This is a genomic window from Methylobacterium sp. AC832 (genome assembly GCF_979256025.1).
Genome location: NZ_CEEDMV010000005.1, coordinates 271052 through 290884, shown reverse-complemented (window position 1 = coordinate 290884; position 19833 = coordinate 271052). Strand labels below are relative to the sequence as shown.

Here is a 19833-nt window from a genome sequence, read left to right as displayed (position 1 = left end):
CTCAATCGTTCCCGAGAGGCTTCTGATAGACGATCGTGTCGCCGAATTTGCGCGGCTGAAACATCGACGAGATCCGGCTCATGCTCTCGGAATGCCCGAGGCAGATGAAGCCGCCCGGCGACAGGCAGTCGTAGAGTGCTTCGACGGCCAGCCGGCGCGACACGTCGTCGAAGTAAATCAGAAGGTTACGGCAGAAGATGACGTCGACGGCGCGGTAGCGGGTCGTATGTAGGGGGTCGACGATATTGGCGATGGAGAAGTCGACGGATTCGCGTAACTCCTCGCGGAGTTGGAAGCGATCCGGTCCGACACTTTGGAAATACTTCGCACGCAGTGCCGGAGTGAGCCGGTGCAGCGAGCGCTCGCCGTAAATGCCCTGGCGTGCCTCGTTCAGCACGCGGGTGTCGATGTCCGAACCCCTGATCTCGATGGCGAAATCATCGGCCCGCGACCAGTTCTCGATGATCTGGATCGCGACGGAATAGGGTTCCTCGCCGGTCGAGCACGGCATCGACCAGATCCGCAGGGTATCGCCGATCTTACGCGAGCGTGCGATCTCCGGCAGCATGCCCTGGACCAGGGCATTGAACTGATAATCCTCGCGGAAGAAATAGGTCTCGTTCACCGTCATGATGTTGACGAGGCATTGAAGCTCCTCGCCAGAGGCCTGGAAGCGAACCAGATCGAAATAACGCCGGAAGCTTGTGCTTCCCGTCTTTTCCATACGGTCATGCAGGCGCTTCTCAACGAAGTACCCTTTCTTGTCGTTGAATAGAATGCCTGTCCTACGATAGAAGAACTCGAAGAAGATGTTGTATTCTTCTTCGCTGATCGGAGGGTGCCCCTGTCTCATCGTCATGGCGCTGGAGAGCGGCATTACAATCCTCTGATCCGGCGGATCACGGCCGAAACCGCGAAGGCAATGAAGGGGACGTCGGGGAAACGGCCAGGGAGGGCTTCCAGCGCGGGAATGGCGTGTTCGGTGCCGATCTCGGCCAGTCCCTCGACGGCGGCCGCGCAGACATTCACGTGCTCGTCCTCGGCCACGACCTGCGTCAGCCAAAGCGGCGTGCTGGGATGCGGCAGCAGGCTCACGATGTTCACGGCGAAGATGCGCACGTCGCTATCGGCATCGGCGAGCAACTCGGCGACGAACGGCTCGACCTCGGACGGCATCTCCTGAAGCGCCTCGATGACGGCATTGCGCAGGCCGGTATCCTCGCTGCGCAGGAACGGCAGCAGGCCTTCCACCACGCGCTCGGATTTCAGCCGAATGAGAGACGTGACGATGGCGCTCCGGACACTGAGGGCGCTCTCCACTGCCAGCCGATCGCATAGCAGCGGCACTGCTTCCGGGACTGCGCCGAGGGTCCGCGCGGCACCGCGACGCGCCGAAGCCTCTAGGGAGGCGAGTTCGAGGCTCAGCGTCGCCAGATCGATGGTGGACGCCATTACCTGCGTGTCGCCGAGTGCGGCGGGTTTCCTCAGTGCCATCCTAAGCTCCCTGGGCTCGAAGGCCGGCCTGTGGCCGAAGCCAAGCGGTGAGTTGTGCGGCGATGGCGTGGCTCGGCAGCACCATGCTGGCGCCTCCGAGCTTGATGAGTTCGTTCGGCATGCCGAACACGACGCTGGTGTCGGCATCCTGTGCGATGGTCAGGCCGCCGCGCTGGTGGATCCGGGCCATGGCCTCGGCGCCGTCATTGCCCATGCCGGTGAGTTGCACGCCGATGAGCTGCTCGGCCGGAAAATGATCGAGGGCGCTGACGACCAGGCGGGTGACGCTCGGATGCCAGAGATGATCCTGGGACTGGGGCAGCGGGGTCGCCGAATGACCGGTGCCGCGCTTCGTCACGACGAGGTCGGCGTCGCCCTTGGCGATATAGATCGTTCCTGCCGCCAGCGGCGTCTGGCGCGCCGCCTCGACCACGGACAAGGCGCAGAGCTCGTTCAGGCGCCGGGCGAAGACGCCGGTGAAGCTTCCGGGCATGTGCTGGGCCACCAGGACCGGCCAGGGGAGATCGGCAGGCAGAAGCGGCAGGATTTCCTCCAACACGCTCGGGCCGCCCGTGGAGACGCCCACCAGGACGAGGCCCATGCGGCCCCGCGCGCCGGCCCTTACGCGGTTCGAGACGCTGTCGACGGGAGCCGAAGCGGGTGCGGGGCGCCTCGCCCCGATGCGCTGGCGCAGACCGATGCTACGCCGGATCCGCACCCGTGCAGCACCGCGGATCTTGGTGAGCAACTCGTGGTGGATGCGGTCGATCGACAACGAGATCGTACCTCCGGGCTTCTGGACGAAGTCCACCGCACCGAGCCGCAACGCCTGGAGGGTCGTCTCTGCGCCTTCCTCGGTGATGGAGGAGACCATCACCACGGGGCGCGGGTAATCGCTCATGATCCGGGAGAGGCAGGTGATCCCGTCCATCTCGGGCATGTTCACGTCGAGGGTGATGACCTGCGGGTCGAATTCCTCCAAGCTCGCCAGGGCCTCGACGCCGTTGCGTGCGGCACGAACGATGAAATCGCCCTGGCCTTCGAGCAACTGGGTCAGATGCCGGCGCATGAGCGCGGAATCGTCGACGATGAGCACCTTGATCATGCAACTGTCTGACGGGTGAGGTGAAAAGGAGCAGAGGCGGAAGAACGGCACGATCCGGATTCGTGGATCGATGTCCCGTCCCGCGAAGGTCAGCCATGCCCGGGACCGACCGTCATCCGACGCCCATCGAGGGCGGCCGAACGACGGGCGGATTTCCGGAGCGGCCGGGACCGTGAGGCCGGTCCCGGCCGGGTATCAGTGCGTGACCTGTCCGATGGAAGCCGCTTCGTCGGTGTCCAGAAGCTGCAGGATATCCAGCAGCAGGATCATCCGCTTCTGATCCTCGAGGTTGGCCACCCGGCGGATCAGTCGCTTCTGCGCATCCGAGAGGTGAGGGGCATCTCCGATCACCTTGCCGGAGATACGCATCACCTCGGACACGGAATCCACGATGAAGCCCGTGCGCACGTCGCGGATCGTGAAGACCATGATCCGCTGGCGGTCGCTGCGATCGGCCTGGGCAAGGTTGAAACGCCGCCGCTGGTCGATCACCGGCAGGACGACGCCCCGGAGGTTGATGACCCCCTCGACGAAGGCCGGTGCGCGGGGGATTCGGGTCAGCTCGTCGGGGACGCGGACGATCTCCTGCACGGCTTCGATCGGGACGCCGTATTCCTCGTCCATCAGGCGGAACACCACGAACTGTTCCTCGTCGAGGCTGTCCTGGACCGTCTCCCGCTCAGAACCGGTGCTGGTGCCCATCATCGTCTCCCCGGCCTTCACGGCCAACCGCAGATCGGCGGTGTCGAACATCCGCCCCGCCGAGAGGACCGAGACCAGGCGCTTGCCACCCTGAAGGCGGCAGATCGCCTGGATCTCGTCCATTGTGCCGTCATGGCTGAGAAGGGTCGGCATGGCCTCCACGAGGCTGCGGTTGACCCGCAGGACCTCCTTGACGCTGTCCATCACGACGCCGACCGAAAAGCCGGACTCACCGCCGAGGGACACCACCACCACCTTGTCGGTGCCGCTGAACGCTTTCGCGGGCAGGCCGAACATCTCGCGGAGCGAGACGAGCGGCAGGAGCCGGTTCCGCAGGGTGATCACTCCGAGCACGTGGCCGGGAGTGTTCGGGATCTGGGTCACGTGCTCGGGGAGCTGCACGATCTCCTGCACCTGCTCGATGGGAAAGGCGTATTCCTGCCCGGCCACCTCGAAGCTGACGAGCTGGTCCTCATCGACCACCGCGTCGACCGATACGGAGACGGATGCCGTCCCGTCCGAGCCGATGAGGCCGCCCGCCGAAGACCGCTGGGCAGCGATGGAGCTGAACTCCCGCTGCACCAGCTGCACAGAGTCGAGGATCATGACCATCGATCCGCCCTTGGCGTCCTTGATCATGCCGGTGAGCAGCTCGGTATCGACGGTGCCGCGGAGCGAGGAGGCGGGCTCGATCCGCTCTGCATCCACGGTCACCACATTGGCCATCCGATCGACGACGAAGCCGATCGGACTGCCCTGGTCGAGCACCACCACGCGGGTCGCGTCGTCGTGGAGCACCGGCGGGAAGTTCAGCACGTCCCGGAGGTTGAGGACGGGTAGGACCGTGCCCCTGAGGTTGGCAAGGCCGAGGAGGGAGCCCGGGCTGAGAGGGACCCGGACCACGGTCGGGACCCGGATGATCTCCTGGACATCTGAGAGGGAGACGGCGAACATCTCGGTCTCGATGTGGAAGATCACGAATTGCCGTGCTTCCGTAAGTGCCGCGTCCGAGTCCGGCGGCGGGGCGGCGCGAGCCGCTGGAGGCGCGAACTTGGCCTCCAGCGTTTCTAACGCCTGGGCAACTGCTGGTGCCATGGGGGTGTCGTCCCTTCGAGAGAGCTCGGTTCAGGCGGCCTGGAGCTCGTCGGCGAGGGAGGCGATCTCTTCGATGGCAGCGGCGAGTTGCCTGAGCGGCGCCTGCACCGAGTGCGGTGGCCGTCTCCAACTCGCCGCCCTGGACCTGGCCGACCAATACGTTCGCGAGCCCGCACGCGCACTGCGCGGCCGGATGACCATGATCACGGTGGTTCCCAGCTTCGGATGCGTGATGCCGGGTGAGCTGGATGTGGCCGTTTGTCGGCGGGTTCTGGCTGAAGTGGGGGCTGCCGCTGTGGCCAGCGGTATCACCCCCAGCATCTTCAGCCTCGACATCTCCTTAAATGAGGATCTGACCGGCAAGGGTCCCCCGCCGCACTGGTGCGTGCACGCGGCCGGGCTCGCCGTCGATTGGTTCTCCCAGGCTCAGCAAGCGCCCTTTCGCTTTGCGTTCCCGCGATCCGATTGGGTGAAGCGACCGGTCTGGTTTGAACCTATCGATGCCAGCGGGGTCGCCGAGTGCTACGCGCTCAAGCCCGACCGCGGCCGGCGGGTGACCCACTGGGACGAGCACCGGCTGAACGCCGGCGGCGGTCCCAGCACCAAAACCACTCCCCGTGGGTTGCGGGCGATTCAGGCCGATAAGCTGGCCATGGTTGAGCATCAGCTCGGCTTGGCTGGCCGGGTCATCGGGTGCGGAATCGATGACGATGCCGTCGAGCGGGCTCTGGGTGGCTTCAACTGGGTGAGAGACGGGCCCTAGGGGCGACTAGGCGGGAGGGGGAACTGCAACCCCCGTCCACCCTGACTCAGTGGCCGTCTTCAACGGCGTGCCCGGCGCCTACCCCACCCTGTCAGCGAAAAGCCCGTGCAACCCGTGCATCCCGTGCGTGAGCTGACCCAACACCATCGAAAATCAGTCCGACCACCGGATCAAAGGACCCATCATGTCAACTGACAACCCCACGACCACCGCGGGCATCCGCAAAATCAATCAGCTTTACGACGAGAGCGAACAGGTCTGGTACGACGTCTACGAGGCGCCGGGCATCGAGGGGGCGGTCATCCAGGCCACTGTTCCCCGTCAGGAGCAGAGTGTTGCAGTGGTCGCTCGCTACTTGCTTGCGAAGGGCGCGCAGCTACCCTTTACCACCGAGCGTCAGGGTATCATCGCTTCCGCCATCGCAGCCGATGCCCCCATCGTTCGTCGAGCCGCTCGCAACGGTTGGCGGGACGCCACCACGTTCGTGACACACCGTTCCGTTGTATCAGGGCGCGACGACGCCGAAGCGATTTTGCCGCCGACCGGAGCTTACGCTGGGAGCACCGGTCACATGCAGGATCGCGGTGACCTCGACGGGTGGCGAGCCCTGATCAAGGTCGCGCGTTTCTCGACGGCAATGATGATCGCACTAGCCGCCATCTTCGCAGCGCCGCTCCTCAAGATCGCGCGGCGCCCGAACTTTGGGCTTGTGCTTTTCGGCCCCAGCCGCTCGGGGAAATCCACGGCTCAGCTCGCTGGTGCATCGGCCTTAGGCTATGGGCAGGAAGAGGATCTACCCAGCCTGAATGCCACGGTTAGCGGTCTTCTGGCGGTTGCGGTCGCTTTCAATGACCACGCGATCCCGATCAACGAGATCGGCACCGCACGAGGTGGAAAAAACAATGTCCATGAGGTGGTTCGCGAGACGACTTATGGGCTGATGAACGGGCAGGACATCATCCGTCACCCGAGCTGGGCTGGTAGTGATGGTGGGGCGACGGCAACCTTCCAGGTTCTGCCACTTATGTCCTCCGAGCACTCGCCCGACGCTTGGGCGGCGCGGAAGGGCGAGACCCGCGATGAGGGGGAAACGGCCCGCCTCATTGGCGTCCCGGTGCTCTTCAACGGATCCCAAACCATCTTCGATTTGGCGCCCAAGACCCTCACTGGGGCGGATCTCGCAGCCTGGGAAAAGAAGCAGTTTCAGCTTTTGCGGGAGGGCCTGCCTAACTTCCGCGGCCTTGCCTTGAGCACCTATACCGAATGGCTCGCTAGACAACACAAGGCTGTCGAAGAGGTGGTTCGAATTCTGGTGGCGAACTTCGAAGTGGCCGTAGCGCGGCCAACGAGGTCACCGGTTGAACGTGATATCGTGGCGAAGTTTGGCGTCCTTTATGCGGGTGGCCTTTTAGCAATCGCTGCGGGTGTTCTTCCGCTGGACATGAAACGGCTCGGTGCGGCTTTGAAGCGGGCATGCTTGGCGGCGCTCGCAGAGATCCCCAATCCACAGGCTGAGCTCATGGCCGATCTGAAGGTGTTGAAGGGCAAGCTGAACGGCGCCAGCGTTTTGGACACCGAAACCTGTACTCGTAAGCAGTTGCGGCTGATGCACAACGCGGATGGCTTTCGCCAGATCAAGAATGAAGGTCTTGAGTGCGTGGTTCGATCCGAGGTTTTCACGCGGTGGTTTCGGTCGGAATTGCGGAGGCAACGGGTCCTCGAATGGCTCGACGCTGAGGGGTTCTTGAACCACGGCCGGGACCGGACCACTGGCCGCTCGATTGAGTGGGCTCAGCGTCAGGTGACTTGGCCTGATACCTCCCGCAAGCGGTCGATCAGCGTCTACCTGCCCGGCGGCTTCGCTGATTTGGAGCGGGCGTTCTAAGGATTACTATAGACCTCGGGCGTTGAAAGCGACGCCCGGGTTTTTTTGGTCGGTCAGGCGCTCCCGCCATGCCGGGCGACCTACGATGACTACAGGCGTCGATAGCACTCATCAGTGTCCAACCCCGCCTTCGGCCGAGATGGCCCGCGTGGGCCGCCTGTGACGCCTCCAAGGGCATAGCGCCGAAACGGGTACCCTTCACCGTCGGGATTCGGTCGCATCGGCTTCTCCCCGCCACGCGCTAGCTCACCGTCATGGATCGCATTTTCCCTATGACCCGCGCCGCCGGGCTCGACCGCCTCGCTGCCTTTCTAGAACATGAGGGAGCCGAGTATGCCGGGGCCCGCAACTTCGACCTCGGACCCGAAGGGAGGTCAACGACCTCGGCGCTCTCCCCTTATCTGCGTCGGCGCCTGATCGCCGAGGCCGAGGTCGTCGCTGCGGCCGTCGCTGCCTTCGGCGAAGAGGGAGCCGAGAAGTTCGTCAGCGAGGTGTTCTGGCGGACCTACTTCAAGGGGCACCTGGAAACCCATCCCACCGCCTGGACGGACTACCTTGCGCTGGCCGCCGAGGGCCACGAGCGGCTCGCCGTCGAGCCTGGCCTGCGACGGACCTATGAGGCTGCGATTGAGGGTCGGAGCGGCATCGACTGCTTTGATGCCTGGGCGAACGAACTCGTAGAGACAGGGTGGCTCCACAACCACGCACGCATGTGGTTCGCCTCGATCTGGATCTTCACCCTGCGCTTGCCTTGGGCCCTCGGCGCTGACTTCTTCATGCGCCAGCTCGTCGATGGAGATCCGGCCAGCAACACGCTCTCCTGGCGCTGGGTCGCCGGCCTGCACACTCGGGGCAAGCACTACGTTGCCCGCGCCGAGAACATCCGGCGGTACACCGACGGACGCTTCGACCCAGTCGGCCTCGATGAGTACCCCGATGCCCTCGACGAGCCGATGCCGCCGCGAGAAGTGCTGTTGCCGCTGGCGGACGCCCTGCCCGACGGCGAGGTCGCGCTCCTCCTCCACCTCGACGACTTGCAACCGGAAAGCCTGCCCCGCGGCACCGCGCGGGTCGCCCGCATCGGTGGCCTCGTTGCCCATGCCGCCAGCGCCTCCGACCGAGTAAGGGCTATGGACGAGGCTGCGATGGCGGATGCCCTGGCGCGAGCCGAGGCCCATTTCGAATGCGCCGCTGGCCACACTGATAGCGGTTGGGCCTGCGGCCTGCCGGTCGTGACCGCATGGGCCCCAGTCGGGCCATCGGCAATGGCGCTGCCAGACGGTTGCCTTCGCCTACGACGGGCCTGGGACGAGGCAGCATGGCCGTTGTCGAATCGAGGCTACTCCCGGCTGAGAAAAGCTATCCCACAGCTCTTACTGAACTGATCCACTGAATGTTTTGCCGAGATCAGGATCGGATCGGTAGCCGGGCGATTCGCCCGTAAGCGGTTATTTAAAATCGATTTATCCCTCGATGAGATCGTCGGCTAGGCTCGGCGAAGCCGTCCAGAAGCAACAGGCGTTCCCTAGCGGCATTCTCCTTGCTCGCATTGGCCGGACGCCCGGCGTGGCGGGCCATCCCTGTTGCGGTGGCTAGGTGCCGATAACAAGATAACGGGAAACGCCCATGAATGGACTTGGCGGACTCAACAGATCCCCCAACGGCGTGGTGCTGGGCCTCGTCCAGCTGCAACTACCAACTGTCGTCACAAAGGCCGACCTCGCGGCCCAAACTGAGCGCATCGTCGCAATGGTCGCCAAGGCCCGGCGCAACCTCGCAACAATGGACCTTGTGATCTTTCCCGAATACGCCCTGCACGGCCTCTCGATGGACACCAACCCTGACATCCTGTGCCGGATGGATGGGCCGGAGGTCGCAGCCTTCCAGCAGGCCTGCATCGACAACCGGATCTGGGGCTGCTTCTCGATCATGGAGCTGAACCCGGGCGGCTCCCCTTGGAACACCGGCCTCATTATCGACGATCACGGCGTCGTGAAGCTCTACTATCGTAAAATGCATCCGTGGGTGCCGGTCGAGCCCTGGGAGCCCGGCGACATCGGCATCCCGGTGATCGAGGGACCGCGCGGCGCGAAGATCGCGCTCATCATCTGCCATGACGGCATGTTTCCAGAGATGGCGCGTGAATGCGCTTACAAAGGCGCCGAGATCATGATTCGCACTGCGGGCTATACCGCGCCGATCCGCGAGTCGTGGCGCTTCACCAATCAGTCGAACGCGTTCTGCAATCTGATGGTCACGGCCAATGTCTGCATGTGCGGAACGGACGGCTCGTTCGATTCCATGGGCGAGGGCATGATCGTTAATTTCGACGGGGCCATCATCGCCCACGGCACCACGGGGCGCGCCAACGAGATCATCACCGCGGAGGTCCGGCCCGACCTGGTGCGGGAGGCGCGCCTTCACTGGGGCGTCGAGAACAACATCTATCAGTTCGGCCACCGTGGATACACGGCGGTGAAGGGTGGCGCGCGGGACTGCCCCTACACTTACATGCACGATCTCGCCGCCGGTCGTTACCGCCTACCGTGGGAAGACGATGTGAAGGTCGTTGATGGCACGTCCTGCGGATTTCCCGAGCCGACCTGTTTGTACGGTGACGCACAAACTCCAGGAACAAAGAAGTCGGTGGAGTAAGTGGTGGCTCCGTGCGTTGAAGCGGGCGCCATCGGGGGCTCTCAGCCCCGGTTTTTAGGTACTGTGCCAGTCTTCTTGATATGAAGTCATCGGCAGGATTCTGCTTGTTCCACATCGTTTCTACAACTACGCTTGCTGCACTCTAGTTTGGATGGACAGGAGCAAACACCGCCCTCACGACCGGGACGTCGGCGATCCTGGTTGTGTAGCGCGGCGACCGCATGTCAAATCGCGTGGACCAGTTTTGCTGCGAGCCAAACCGGCCCGTGCCGGGCACCACCGCCCTGCGCCCCCAGCGGCGGTTACAGGCGTCGAGAGCGTCCATCAGTGCCGAACCCCGCTCGCGGCCGAGACCGTCGAACAGCGCACGCTTTGAGGCTGCCAGGGGGGACGAGATCGACGGTCATCACCCCGGCCTTCGAGTACCGGTAGCTCGCCTTCCAAATCCGCCACACGCCCGACGTCCCCGCCTTGATCAGCACCCGGGCATCCCTATGCCTGAACGTGGCGTTAGGTACGATGTGATGAATGATGGCGAAAGGGACCTGCGGTAAGTCTCCGATCAGGTTTGATGCCCCAGATACCAGAGCACAAAACCCACGCTTGGAATCGCTTGACGACGATGGGGCTTCAAGAGCTATCGAAGGTACTACGGTCCGCCCGGACTTGGACCGCGCTGAGCGTCCTGGCCCCGGTCGGTATGCTCGTCGTCTCGAGTTTGATGCTGATCGACCTACGCCGCGATGCCTGGGACAAGGCTGAGGTGACGTCACGCAATCTGCTTCAGGTCATCGAACGCGACATTGCCCGTAACGTCGAGATCTTCGACCTTTCGATTAGCGCAGTTGTCGAGAACCTCCATGCGCCAGGCATCGACGCGGTCAGCCCTGCCATGCGTCAGCTCATCCTGTTTGATCGAGCGGCGATGGCCCGCGACATGGGCGTAATGCTCGTTATCAATGAGCGTGGCGACATCGTGGAGGATGCGGGCGCCGCCCAATCGCGAAAGGGCAACTACGCTGATCGGGAGTACTTCCAAGCCCAACGGCTCCGGTCCGACCGGGGGCTCTACATCGGCAAGCCCATCGTTTCGCGGCTGACTGGTGAGCCCATGCTGCCGTTCAGCCGGCGCGTTTCCAAGCCCGATGGCTCATTCGGAGGCGTCGTGCTCGGGAGCCTGAAGCTCACTTACTTCACACGCCTTTTCGATCACATCGGTCTCGGCCGCGACGGTGCGATCAATCTCTATCTGCGCGACGGCACGCGGGTCATGCGCTATCCCTATGAGGCGGCGGACATCGGCGTTAATATTGGCGGTGCGCCAACCTTCATGAGGTTTGCGAGCACGCGCAACGGTTCATTCGTAGACGTTTCGGTCCGAGACGGCGTCGAACGCTATTACACCTTCACTCAGGTCGGCGACTTGCCCCTAATCCTCAACGTCGCCCTTTCGACGCGCGCGGTGGAGGCAGAATGGCGTGCCAAAGCCCTCGGCATCGGCTCTGTCGTACTGATCCTCTGCGGCCTGACCGTGGCGTCGTCCCTGCTTTTTGGGAAAGAACTACGTCGCCGTACCCAGATGCAGGCGGAGCTCGCTCGGCTATCGGAGACCGATACCCTGACGGGCTTAGCCAATCGGCGGCGCTTCGATGAGGCATTCAGCCGTGCTTGTGCGCAGGTTGCACGTTCTGGCAAACCGCTCTCACTGCTTATGATTGATGCCGATCATTTCAAGCGTTTCAACGACCGCTACGGCCACGCGGTCGGGGATGCGGTGCTGAAGGGCTTGGCCGGCTGCCTTGCGGCAAGCGTACATCGACCCTCCGACTTGGTCTGCCGGGTCGGCGGCGAGGAATTTGTCCTCCTGCTCCCTGACACCGACACGGCCGGCGCCTTGCGCGTTGCTGAGGCGGCGCATGCCCAGATTGCGACCCTGGCGGTCGAGGCTGCAGGGATCGGCCCTGGCGGCATAACAGTCAGCATCGGCTCCGCCACGGGCACTGTCGATGCTCGCAGCCTGTACGCTCGCGCGGATGCCGCGTTGTACGAAGCCAAAGCAGGCGGCCGCAATCAAACCCGCTGCGCACCGTCTCTCACCATCGAGCCCGTCGAGAAGCCATCCTTGCGCCTCGTTGAACGCTGAGCCGACCAAGCCAGGTAAGGCCGTCAAAAGAGGATGATAATGGAATTGAAATCGCCTCAGCCCATTGGCACTTCCGTAAGCTGAGAGGGGTGCTTGAGCCGTTCGTTCATTCTGACGCTCGTTGTAGCCCTCACATTCTGGCCGGTTTCCATTTCGGTTGATCCTTCGTCGCAGGGTCACTGACCGCACACACGGAGGTGGACCTGGGGATAAAGCCCCTCGCGCAGAGGACGTCACCGCGGTAGCCTTCAACTCTGCCGGAGGCTTCGGCGAGGGCGCCAACGATGCCGGCACTACCGGAGGTCTGCCATGGCATTCTCAAGCCTGATGGTCCCGCTGGATCCGGGTGCCTTGGGGCTGGCGCGCCTGAGGCTCGCGGTGGGCCTGGCACAACTCTTCGAGGCGCGCCTGATAGGTATCGCCGCCCGTCAAGCGCTGCCACAGCACCTGTATGGGAGGGGCGCCCTCATCGATAGTCGGTTCGTCGATCAGGCGTCATCGCGCCTGAGCGCCGAACTCTCGCAGCTTGCCGCCCGGTTTCAAGAAGCTTCGGCTGATCTCGGCGCTGTCGAATGGCGCTCGGCCGAGATTGACCCGATGACGTTCCTGGTCCAGCAGGCGCGATCTGCCGACCTCGTCATCGTCAACCGCTACCGAGAAGAGGGCAACGACGACTGGTGCTCCTGCATCGCGCCGGGCGAACTTGTACTGCGCCTGGGCCGACCAGTGCTCGTCGTCCCGGAGACGGTTGAGGCCGTCACAGCGCGGCGCATCGTTATTGCATGGAAGGACACACGCGAGGCCAGGCGCGCTGTGTCCGATAGCTTGCCGTTCCTGAAGGTCGCCGAGAAGGTTCTCGTCGTCGCTCTTGGGGACGAGGCGGACTGGGCGGGTGCTCGTGCCATCCAGGCCTACCTAGCCCAGCATGGCGTCGCCTCGACCATGATTTTACGCCCCCCTCCGGCGGGCAACGTCGCCACACAGATCCTTGCCATCGTGCAGCAAGAGGACGCAAACCTAATCGTTGCCGGAGCATACGGACATACGCGGGTCCGCGAGGTCATCTTTGGAAGCGTGACCCGCACCCTGCTCGAGCGCACCCCGATCTGTTGCTTGATGAGCCACTGAGCGTCTGGCAAGAAAACCCAAGCCGTCCAGGCCGTTCGCGTTGGGCATCGGTCATAATAGTGGGTAGTGGGGCGTAGCAGACGAAAGCGCTGTCGAGGTTGACGCGCACCATCTTATGTAACATCGTTTGCTACATGAGACGCGATAGCCGCCTGTCCGGCATTCTCCACGTATTGCTCCACATGGCTGAGGAGCCTGGCCCGGTGACCTCCGAGGTGCTGGCCGCCGCCATGCAGACCAATCCGGTCGTCGTGCGCCGCATCATGGCCGGACTGCGCGAGGCAGGCTTCGTCCGGTCCGAGCGTGGCCACGGTGGTGGCTGGACGATTGCGCGCGAACTGCACGAGATCACGCTTCGCGACATCTACGTCGCGCTCGGCTCACCCGCACTCCTCGCCATCGGCAACCGCACGGAATCGCCGGGCTGCCTCGTCGAGCAGGCCGTGAACGCCGCCCTCGATACGGGCTTCCGCGAGGCCGAAGCGCTGCTGCTGGAGCAGTTCGGCCGCGTCACCCTCGCGGCCCTCAGTGCCGATTTCCACGCCCGTCTCGCTGCACGGGGCGGCACCCTCACCCTGGAGCAGGCCCATGGCATTTGACGTGATCATCGTGGGGGGCAGCTTCGCCGGCTTGTCGGCGGCGACCTACATCGCCCGCGGGCGACGCTCGGTCTGCGTGATCGATACGGGCAACCCGCGGAACCGCTTCGCGGCGGCCTCCCACGGCTTCTTCGGTCAGGACGGGAGCGACCCCCGGGCGATGATCGCGCAGGCGCGCGCACAGCTCGAGGGGTACCCTCAGGTGACGTTCGTGGCGGGGGAGGTGGTGGACGCCCGCGCGGGCCAGGACTTCGCCATCGTCCTGGCGGGTGGAGAGACCCTGCACGCCGCCCGCCTCGTCCTCGCTCACGGTATCTCGGACGTTCTGCCGGACCTGCCCGGCCTTGCCGAGCGCTGGGGCAAGAGCGTCCTCCACTGCCCCTATTGTCATGGCTATGAATTCGCGGAGCGGAAGCTGGGGGTGCTCGCGCTATCGCCGATGTCCGCCCACCAGGCTTTGCTGATCGCCGAATGGGGGCCGACGACGCTCTACCTCAACGGCGGTGATAGGCCCGATGAGGCAATGCATGCCCGGCTCGTCCAACGGGGCATCGAGATCGAGCCGGCTCCGCTGGTCGCTCTCACGGGCGACGGCGATACGTTGTCGGGTGTGCGGCTCGTGGACGGCCGAACGGTCGCGGTCGATGCCCTCTATCTCGCACCGCGTTCACGCTTGAACAGCCCGCTCGCGGAACGTCTGGGTTGCGCGCTGGACGAGGGACCGTTCGGTCCGGTCATCCGCACGGATTCCAGCAAACTGACGACGGTGGCGGGTGTCTACGCTGCGGGCGACATCGCCCGCGCCCCCCATAGCGTGAGTTGGGCCGTGGCGGACGGTGTGACGGCGGGCGTGTCCGTGCACCAGTCCCTCGTCTTCGCAAGCCTGGCTGCCTGACCCCGTGCGGATGCTGTCGCACCTGCTTTCGACCCAAAGCAGGCCCTGGGAAGGTCCGCTTTGCGGAAGCTTGATGGGGGATTGGCTACGTCCGGGCTGGGTGAATTTTGATGATCCGCTATCGAGCGGTAATAAATATGAGCGAACATCATCCCAGATGACATCAAAGATTTTTCTTACCCTCGCGCTGACCACACTGTTCGCAAGTGGATCGGCCGCGCTGGCCCAGGCAATCGACAAGGCCGCCGTCGACACCGCGGCGCGCGCATTCATGGCTGAGACCAACACGCCTGGACTGGCTGTCGGCGTCGTCACCCCGGCGGGGGCTCAGGTGTTCTGCTATGGCGTGGCCTCGGAGGAGACCGGCATCTCCGTGGATGAGCGGACGCTGTTCGAGGTCGGTTCGATCAGCAAGACGTTCACAGCGGCCTTGGCGGCCTATGCGGCTCGAATAGGCTTGCTCGATTGGACCGGGCCGCCAAGCCGATACCTCCCGGAACTCAAGGGTACCGCCCTCGACCGGGTGAGCTTGATCAAGCTTGCGACGCACACGACGGGTGGAATGCCGTTGCAGCTTCCCGATGGCGTGAGGACGAACCCCGACCTGATGGCCTACTACCGGGGTTGGACGCCTCCATCGCCGCCGGGAAGCGTGCGGACCTACGCTAATCCCAGCATCGGCCTGCTCGGCGTCGTCACGGTACGAGCGCTGAAGGGCGATTTCGCCGCGCTGGTCCGCGAGCACGTCTCCGAGCCGCTTGGCCTTCGGCACACCTTCAATGACGTGCCGGCGGCCGAGCAGACGCATTACGCACAGGGCTACACGCGCGACGGAAAACCCGTCCGGGTCACCTCGGCTCCCCTGTCGACGGAGGCGTATGGCCTCCAAACCACGGTGGGAGACCTGCTGCGGTTCGTCGAGGCGCAACTTGGAAAGGTCGATGGGGACGAAGTGCTACGGCGCGCCCTGGCCGATACCCATGTCGGTTACTTCCGCGCCGGACCGATGACACAAGCGCTGATCTGGGAATGGTATCCGCTACCTGTGAACGCGGACGACTTCGCAACCGGCAATGGCGACGCGATGGTTTTATAAGCCCACGCCGGTCACTCGCATAGAACCGCCGCAGTCTCCTCCTGAGAACAGTCTCGTCACGAAGACAGGGGCAACCAATGGTTTTGGGGCGTATGTCGCCTTCATTCCTGGACGTAAAGTCGGATTAGTTCTCTTGGCAAACCGCAATCACCCGACAAGCTTACGGCTGATGCTTGCCAAGCGCGTCTTCACAGCGGTGGGCGTTGAAATCACGAAGAACCAGCCGTAGCGCCAACTCTTCGAGCTTCTGATACTCACCCACACTCAAAGTTGCCAGAAAGCTGACGAGTGGCCGCTTCGGAGAAGCGTTTATGGCGGTCCGTCCGCTTCAGGGCGAAGGGTCAAGGTCCGCTCCCCACTCATTGCGACCACTCTACCATCTTTATTGCGAGGGCTCCGCACACAACTCAAGGCATGCACCAAAGACAAATATAACCTGACTTGACATTAGGACTATAATCTTATAATATGAGGGTCGCTGCGGGCTGTTTCGCAGCTTACTGGATGCTCCTGATGACCGTGCCGTCGCGACCCTTACCACTCGAGCCCGACCGGCATCGGGCGGGTGCATCCTCCCCCTCACACTCAACGCAAGGCGGCCTCCGGGCCGCCTTCGTCGTTTCTGGAGCCATTTTATGACCCCGAACATCACAACCAGCACACCCACCGCCGTGCCGCCCGGCCTGATCCTGTTCGGCCGCGACGAACGACACCGCCCGCACGCCTCACGCTTCGCCGTTGGTGACAAGGCCGAGGCCGAGCGCGCCGCCGGGCTGATGGGCATGCATGTGCTCGAGATCAGTGACGACGCCCATTACAGCCTCGCCGCCGGCCTACCGCACGGACGCCTATTCGAGAGCGGCAAAGCCTTCGTGCCGTTCGTCAAAGCCGAGGTGTTCGACCGGCTCGTGGCGGCGGCGGGCCTGCCCGATATTGCCCCGCCCGTCAGGGCCTCGGCCAAGGCCACCGGCGCCCCTCCGGCATCAGGGGGCGGGGCGAGTGGCGATGCGGGCGGCGGAGGCCCTGGCGGCCGTTTCAAGGCGCCGGCCGATTGGCCCGCCATCGAACGGGGCTGCCTCGTGCTGGCCTGCGCCGGCCCGCAGGAGGGCTGGTTCGAGGCGATCATCATGTACACGAAGGCCGACGACGCGTTCGAGCTTCAATGGCGCGACTGGCCAGACGATGGGCTGATCACCCGACACCGCAGCGAGCTTGGCTTGCTCCCGCCCGGCGCGGTTCAGGGCGCGAAGCAAGGGGCATGAGGCAGCTTGCCCCTAACAGCGTCGAGGCGGATCCCGCCTCGACCACTCGTACCGACCGGGTGCGTGCCCTGAACGATGCCTTCCGCCGGAGCTTTGCCGGCGGCCGTGTGATGCTGTCGCGCGGGATCGCTACTCTGCCCGAGGAGCGCCGGCGCGAAGCAGAGGCAGCGGTGCAATCGTTCGAGGCCTTCGGCGCCGCCGACGACCCGCATGATGAGCACGATTTCGGCGCCTTCGATCTCACTGGGCAGCGATGTTTTTGGAAGATCGACACGTACGACCGCGCCATGGTCGGGCACTCGCCTCACCCAGCCGACCCTGCGGTGACGGCGCGCGTCCTCACCATCATGCTGGCCCAGGAATACTGAGCCTCCGACACTGATAGCCGTGCCTGCCTGCTGCCTAGCCGGCGCACCTGACCGAACGGCGTTGCGCCTGCCCCTGGCCACCGCGCCGCCCTTGTCACCACCCCATCATCAGGATTCCGAACATGAACTCGTACCTTAGTGCGATGCGGAGCTATCGCGACTTTTCCGGCCGGACCTCGCGCGGCAACTACTGGCGCTTCATTCTCGTGTACCTCGGCATTGCGTTGATCGCGCTGATGCTCGATGCCGCCTTCGCAACCGGCAACAAGGATGGCGGCCTGTTCATCGGCCTCGTCCACCTGATCCACCTCGTGCCGCAGGTGGCCGCCGGCATTCGGCGGATGCACGACACCGACCATTCGGGCTGGTGGTTGTTGCTCAGCCCCGTTGCGCTGGTCTTTGCCTGCTTTGCCGGGACGCCAGGGCCGAACCGGTTCGGGTCGCCTCCGATGGGCAGTGTCGTGCCCGCTTCAATTGGCACCGCGCCATTGGTGCCTGCTCACGCCACCCCCGTTGCACCGGTCGCCCCGCCGCAGCGTGACGTGATCGCCGAGATCGAACGGCTGGCGCAGCTTCGCGCCAACGGTAGCCTGTCGGAGGCCGAGTTCGAAGTGATGAAGGCGCAGGCCCTGTCGCAGGCGCGCGGCGCGTGAACGACGACACAGCCTGGGTGTTGGTCGCGGTCACCGTTTGCATCGCGATCTACGGCCTGCCCTCGATCATCGCCTTCCACCGACGCCATCCCAACCGCTGGGTCATCCTGGCGGTCAACGCCCTATTCGGTGGGACGCTCGTGGGCTGGTTCTTGGCGCTGGTCTGGGCGCTGCACGCGGTGCATCGGCTGGAGCAGCCCGGCGCCTCGCAGGGCGGTGAGTCGGGGCTGAACTTGTTCGTGAACGACACCCGGCGGGTCACCCTTGTGGCGGCACCTCAAGAGGATGGGGTCGGAAAGGTGCGGCGCGCCCTTTCGCCGGCCGATGCAGTGCGGGAACTTGAACGCTTTGGCGATCTCCGCACCGCCGGTCACATCGATGACACTGAACACCGGATGCTCAAAGCCATGATCTTTCGAAAGATGTAGGGCGAATGGCTCTTATCGACCCAACATAGCCGTAGATACCATAGGAGGCATTGCTCGGAAGCAGCCGTACAATCGGCTGCAGTTAAGCCGGACTCGCGAAGAAGAAGGCCAATCCGAACAAGACGTAGACCCCGAGAAGGAGGAGTCTTTCGAACCACGTCGTTTCGCCGTCCCGGGCAATAGTGTTGACGATGAAGGCGGTGCTCGCGATGCCGAACACCCGGCAAGCGTGGGTCGACGCTGCGGGCGGCGGGTGTCAGCCTTCCCGCAGCGTCCGTCGCGCCACCATGCCGAGGGTGGAGCCCTGGACGATGATGGTGAAGAGCACGACCGCATAGGTCGCCGCCAGGATCGCGGGTTTGGCGTCACTCTCGGGAATCGACAGCGCCAGCGCAACCGAGATGCCCCCGCGCACCCCGGCCCAGGTTAGGAACGGCACGTTGCGCGGCGACAGGTGGCCGCCCCAGCGGAAGACGAGGAGCGGCGTCGAGACCGCCACCAAGCGGGCCAGGAGGACGATGGGAACCGCGCAGGCGGCGAGGAGCAATCCGTTCGTCTCGAAGCGCAGCACCAGCACTTCCAGCCCGATGAGCAGGAACAGAACCGAGTTCAGCACCTCGTCGATGAGCGTCCAGAGGGCGGAGACGTAGCCTTGGGTCCGCTCGCTCATCGCGTCGCGCGGGGCACGGTCGCCGACCAGCAGGCCCGCTGCGACCACCGCGAGGGGACCGCTGGCATGGATCTTCTGCGCGAGCGCGTAGGTTCCGGCCACGAGCGCCAGGGTGATCAGCACCTCGACGGGGAAGTCGTCGATGGTCCGCATGGCCCGGTAGGCGACGTAGCCGGTGACGACCCCGAGGAGGAGGCCGCCGCCCGCCTCCTGGAGCAGGAGCCAGGAAATGCTGATGGCGCTGGTTGCCTCGCCGCCCGTGCCGGCCGCGAAGGCGACGAGGACAGTGAACAGCACGATGCCGACGCCGTCGTTGAACAGGGCCTCGCCCTGCATCTCGACCTCCAGCGTCTCGGGAACTTTGACGTTCTTCAGCGTCGCCAGGACCGCGACTGGGTCGGTCGGGCTGATCAGCGCGCCGAAGACGAGCGCCCACGCGAGCGATATGGGCCGGCCGATGAGGTCGGCCGCCAGCCAGAACGCGCCGCCGACGAGGGCCGTGGAGATCAGGGTGCCGAGGAGCGCCAGCGTCGCCACGGCCCAGGCCCGATCCCGGAGCATGCGCAGATCGAGGCTCATGGCGCCGGCGAACAGCAGGAAGGCCAGCATGCCGTTCATCACCACGTCGGTGAAGTCGACCTGGCGCAAGACCTTCGTGAGGTTCTCGTAGAGGTGCTGGGACGGGAAGGCGAGGTCGAGGCCAACGAGGGCCAACGAGGCGGCAAGGCCCATGACGAGGAGGCCGATGGTGTGCGGCATCCGCAGGAACCGCCGGTTCAGCCAGCCGAACAGGGCCGAGAGGGTCAGCAGCATCGCGGCGAGGTCGAAGATGGAGATCACGGGCGCTCCCCGCCCGCGCAGAGAGAGCCTGCCGGGACCTGTCGATGGGTGA

20 protein-coding genes are annotated in these 19833 nt (G+C 64.4%); 14 read left to right on the top strand and 6 right to left on the bottom strand.

The window, feature by feature from the left end:
- Position 1 precedes the first annotated feature (1 nt).
- The 4 genes from AC0IXR_RS18910 to AC0IXR_RS18895 all read right to left on the bottom strand — a co-directional run bounded on the left by AC0IXR_RS18910 (position 2) and on the right by AC0IXR_RS18895 (position 4396).
- A complete protein-coding gene (locus tag AC0IXR_RS18910; protein ID WP_244478146.1) occupies positions 2–877 on the bottom strand; it encodes a CheR family methyltransferase in 876 nt (291 codons plus the stop codon).
- Positions 877–1494, bottom strand: coding sequence for a HEAT repeat domain-containing protein (locus AC0IXR_RS18905; protein WP_056424935.1), 618 nt, complete (start codon positions 1492–1494; stop codon positions 877–879). The genes AC0IXR_RS18910 and AC0IXR_RS18905 overlap by 1 nt, the downstream gene beginning before the upstream one ends.
- Position 1495: 1 nt before the next feature.
- Positions 1496–2599, bottom strand: coding sequence for a chemotaxis-specific protein-glutamate methyltransferase CheB (cheB, locus tag AC0IXR_RS18900; protein ID WP_056424932.1), 1104 nt, complete (start codon positions 2597–2599; stop codon positions 1496–1498).
- Between the two features lie 195 nt (positions 2600–2794).
- Complete coding sequence (locus tag AC0IXR_RS18895; RefSeq protein ID WP_471761798.1) at positions 2795–4396, bottom strand: chemotaxis protein CheW; 1602 nt, start codon at positions 4394–4396, stop codon at positions 2795–2797.
- Between the two features lie 73 nt (positions 4397–4469).
- Between AC0IXR_RS18895 and AC0IXR_RS18890 the strand changes: the two genes are divergently transcribed.
- The 4 genes from AC0IXR_RS18890 to AC0IXR_RS18875 all read left to right on the top strand — a co-directional run bounded on the left by AC0IXR_RS18890 (position 4470) and on the right by AC0IXR_RS18875 (position 9699).
- Entirely contained in the window at positions 4470–5159 is a 690-nt protein-coding gene (locus AC0IXR_RS18890; RefSeq protein WP_471761797.1) for a hypothetical protein, read from the top strand.
- Positions 5160–5343: 184 nt separating this feature from the next.
- Positions 5344–7044 carry a DUF927 domain-containing protein gene (locus AC0IXR_RS18885; protein ID WP_471761796.1) on the top strand — a complete coding sequence of 567 codons (1701 nt, stop codon included), beginning with the start codon at positions 5344–5346 and terminating at the stop codon, positions 7042–7044.
- Positions 7045–7316: 272 nt separating this feature from the next.
- Entirely contained in the window at positions 7317–8429 is a 1113-nt protein-coding gene (locus tag AC0IXR_RS18880) for an FAD-binding domain-containing protein (RefSeq protein ID WP_471761795.1), read from the top strand.
- 241 nt (positions 8430–8670) lie between these two features.
- Positions 8671–9699 (top strand): formamidase, encoded by a 1029-nt coding sequence (locus tag AC0IXR_RS18875; protein WP_471761794.1) that lies wholly within the window; start codon positions 8671–8673, stop codon positions 9697–9699.
- A 142-nt stretch (positions 9700–9841) separates the two neighbouring features.
- Here the strand turns inward: AC0IXR_RS18875 and AC0IXR_RS18870 are convergent, their stop codons facing one another.
- Positions 9842–10024: a DUF4113 domain-containing protein gene (locus AC0IXR_RS18870; protein WP_471761792.1), complete on the bottom strand. Its 183-nt coding sequence runs from the start codon at positions 10022–10024 to the stop codon at positions 9842–9844.
- A 297-nt stretch (positions 10025–10321) separates the two neighbouring features.
- On the opposite strand from AC0IXR_RS18870, the gene AC0IXR_RS18865 reads away from it, so the two are divergent.
- The 10 genes from AC0IXR_RS18865 (at position 10322) to AC0IXR_RS18820 (ending at position 18271) form a co-directional block, all read left to right on the top strand.
- The gene (locus AC0IXR_RS18865) at positions 10322–11842 is read left to right on the top strand and encodes a sensor domain-containing diguanylate cyclase (protein WP_471761820.1); all 1521 of its coding nucleotides are present in this window, start codon (positions 10322–10324) and stop codon (positions 11840–11842) included.
- Positions 11843–12151: 309 nt separating this feature from the next.
- The gene (locus AC0IXR_RS18860) at positions 12152–12970 is read left to right on the top strand and encodes a universal stress protein (protein ID WP_471761791.1); all 819 of its coding nucleotides are present in this window, start codon (positions 12152–12154) and stop codon (positions 12968–12970) included.
- 134 nt (positions 12971–13104) lie between these two features.
- The gene (locus tag AC0IXR_RS18855; protein ID WP_056428528.1) at positions 13105–13569 is read left to right on the top strand and encodes an RrF2 family transcriptional regulator; all 465 of its coding nucleotides are present in this window, start codon (positions 13105–13107) and stop codon (positions 13567–13569) included.
- Positions 13559–14464 carry an NAD(P)/FAD-dependent oxidoreductase gene (locus AC0IXR_RS18850; protein ID WP_471761789.1) on the top strand — a complete coding sequence of 302 codons (906 nt, stop codon included), beginning with the start codon at positions 13559–13561 and terminating at the stop codon, positions 14462–14464. The genes AC0IXR_RS18855 and AC0IXR_RS18850 overlap by 11 nt, the downstream gene beginning before the upstream one ends.
- Before the next feature lie 10 nt (positions 14465–14474).
- Positions 14475–15560, top strand: coding sequence for a serine hydrolase (locus AC0IXR_RS18845; RefSeq protein ID WP_471761788.1), 1086 nt, complete (start codon positions 14475–14477; stop codon positions 15558–15560).
- A complete protein-coding gene (locus tag AC0IXR_RS18840; protein ID WP_471761787.1) occupies positions 15538–15789 on the top strand; it encodes a serine hydrolase in 252 nt (83 codons plus the stop codon). The genes AC0IXR_RS18845 and AC0IXR_RS18840 overlap by 23 nt, the downstream gene beginning before the upstream one ends.
- Positions 15790–16195: 406 nt before the next feature.
- Positions 16196–16822: a hypothetical protein gene (locus AC0IXR_RS18835; RefSeq protein WP_471761785.1), complete on the top strand. Its 627-nt coding sequence runs from the start codon at positions 16196–16198 to the stop codon at positions 16820–16822.
- Positions 16819–17190, top strand: a complete 372-nt coding sequence (locus AC0IXR_RS18830; RefSeq protein WP_471761784.1) for a DUF3768 domain-containing protein — start codon at positions 16819–16821, stop codon at positions 17188–17190. Before AC0IXR_RS18835 ends, AC0IXR_RS18830 begins: the two co-directional genes overlap by 4 nt.
- A 122-nt stretch (positions 17191–17312) precedes the next feature.
- Positions 17313–17843 carry a DUF805 domain-containing protein gene (locus AC0IXR_RS18825; protein WP_471761783.1) on the top strand — a complete coding sequence of 177 codons (531 nt, stop codon included), beginning with the start codon at positions 17313–17315 and terminating at the stop codon, positions 17841–17843.
- Positions 17840–18271: a superinfection immunity protein gene (locus AC0IXR_RS18820; RefSeq protein ID WP_471761781.1), complete on the top strand. Its 432-nt coding sequence runs from the start codon at positions 17840–17842 to the stop codon at positions 18269–18271. Before AC0IXR_RS18825 ends, AC0IXR_RS18820 begins: the two co-directional genes overlap by 4 nt.
- 256 nt (positions 18272–18527) lie before the next feature.
- On the opposite strand, the gene AC0IXR_RS18815 is transcribed toward AC0IXR_RS18820, so the two are convergent.
- Positions 18528–19781: a cation:proton antiporter gene (locus AC0IXR_RS18815; RefSeq protein ID WP_311276086.1), complete on the bottom strand. Its 1254-nt coding sequence runs from the start codon at positions 19779–19781 to the stop codon at positions 18528–18530.
- Positions 19782–19833 lie beyond the last annotated feature (52 nt).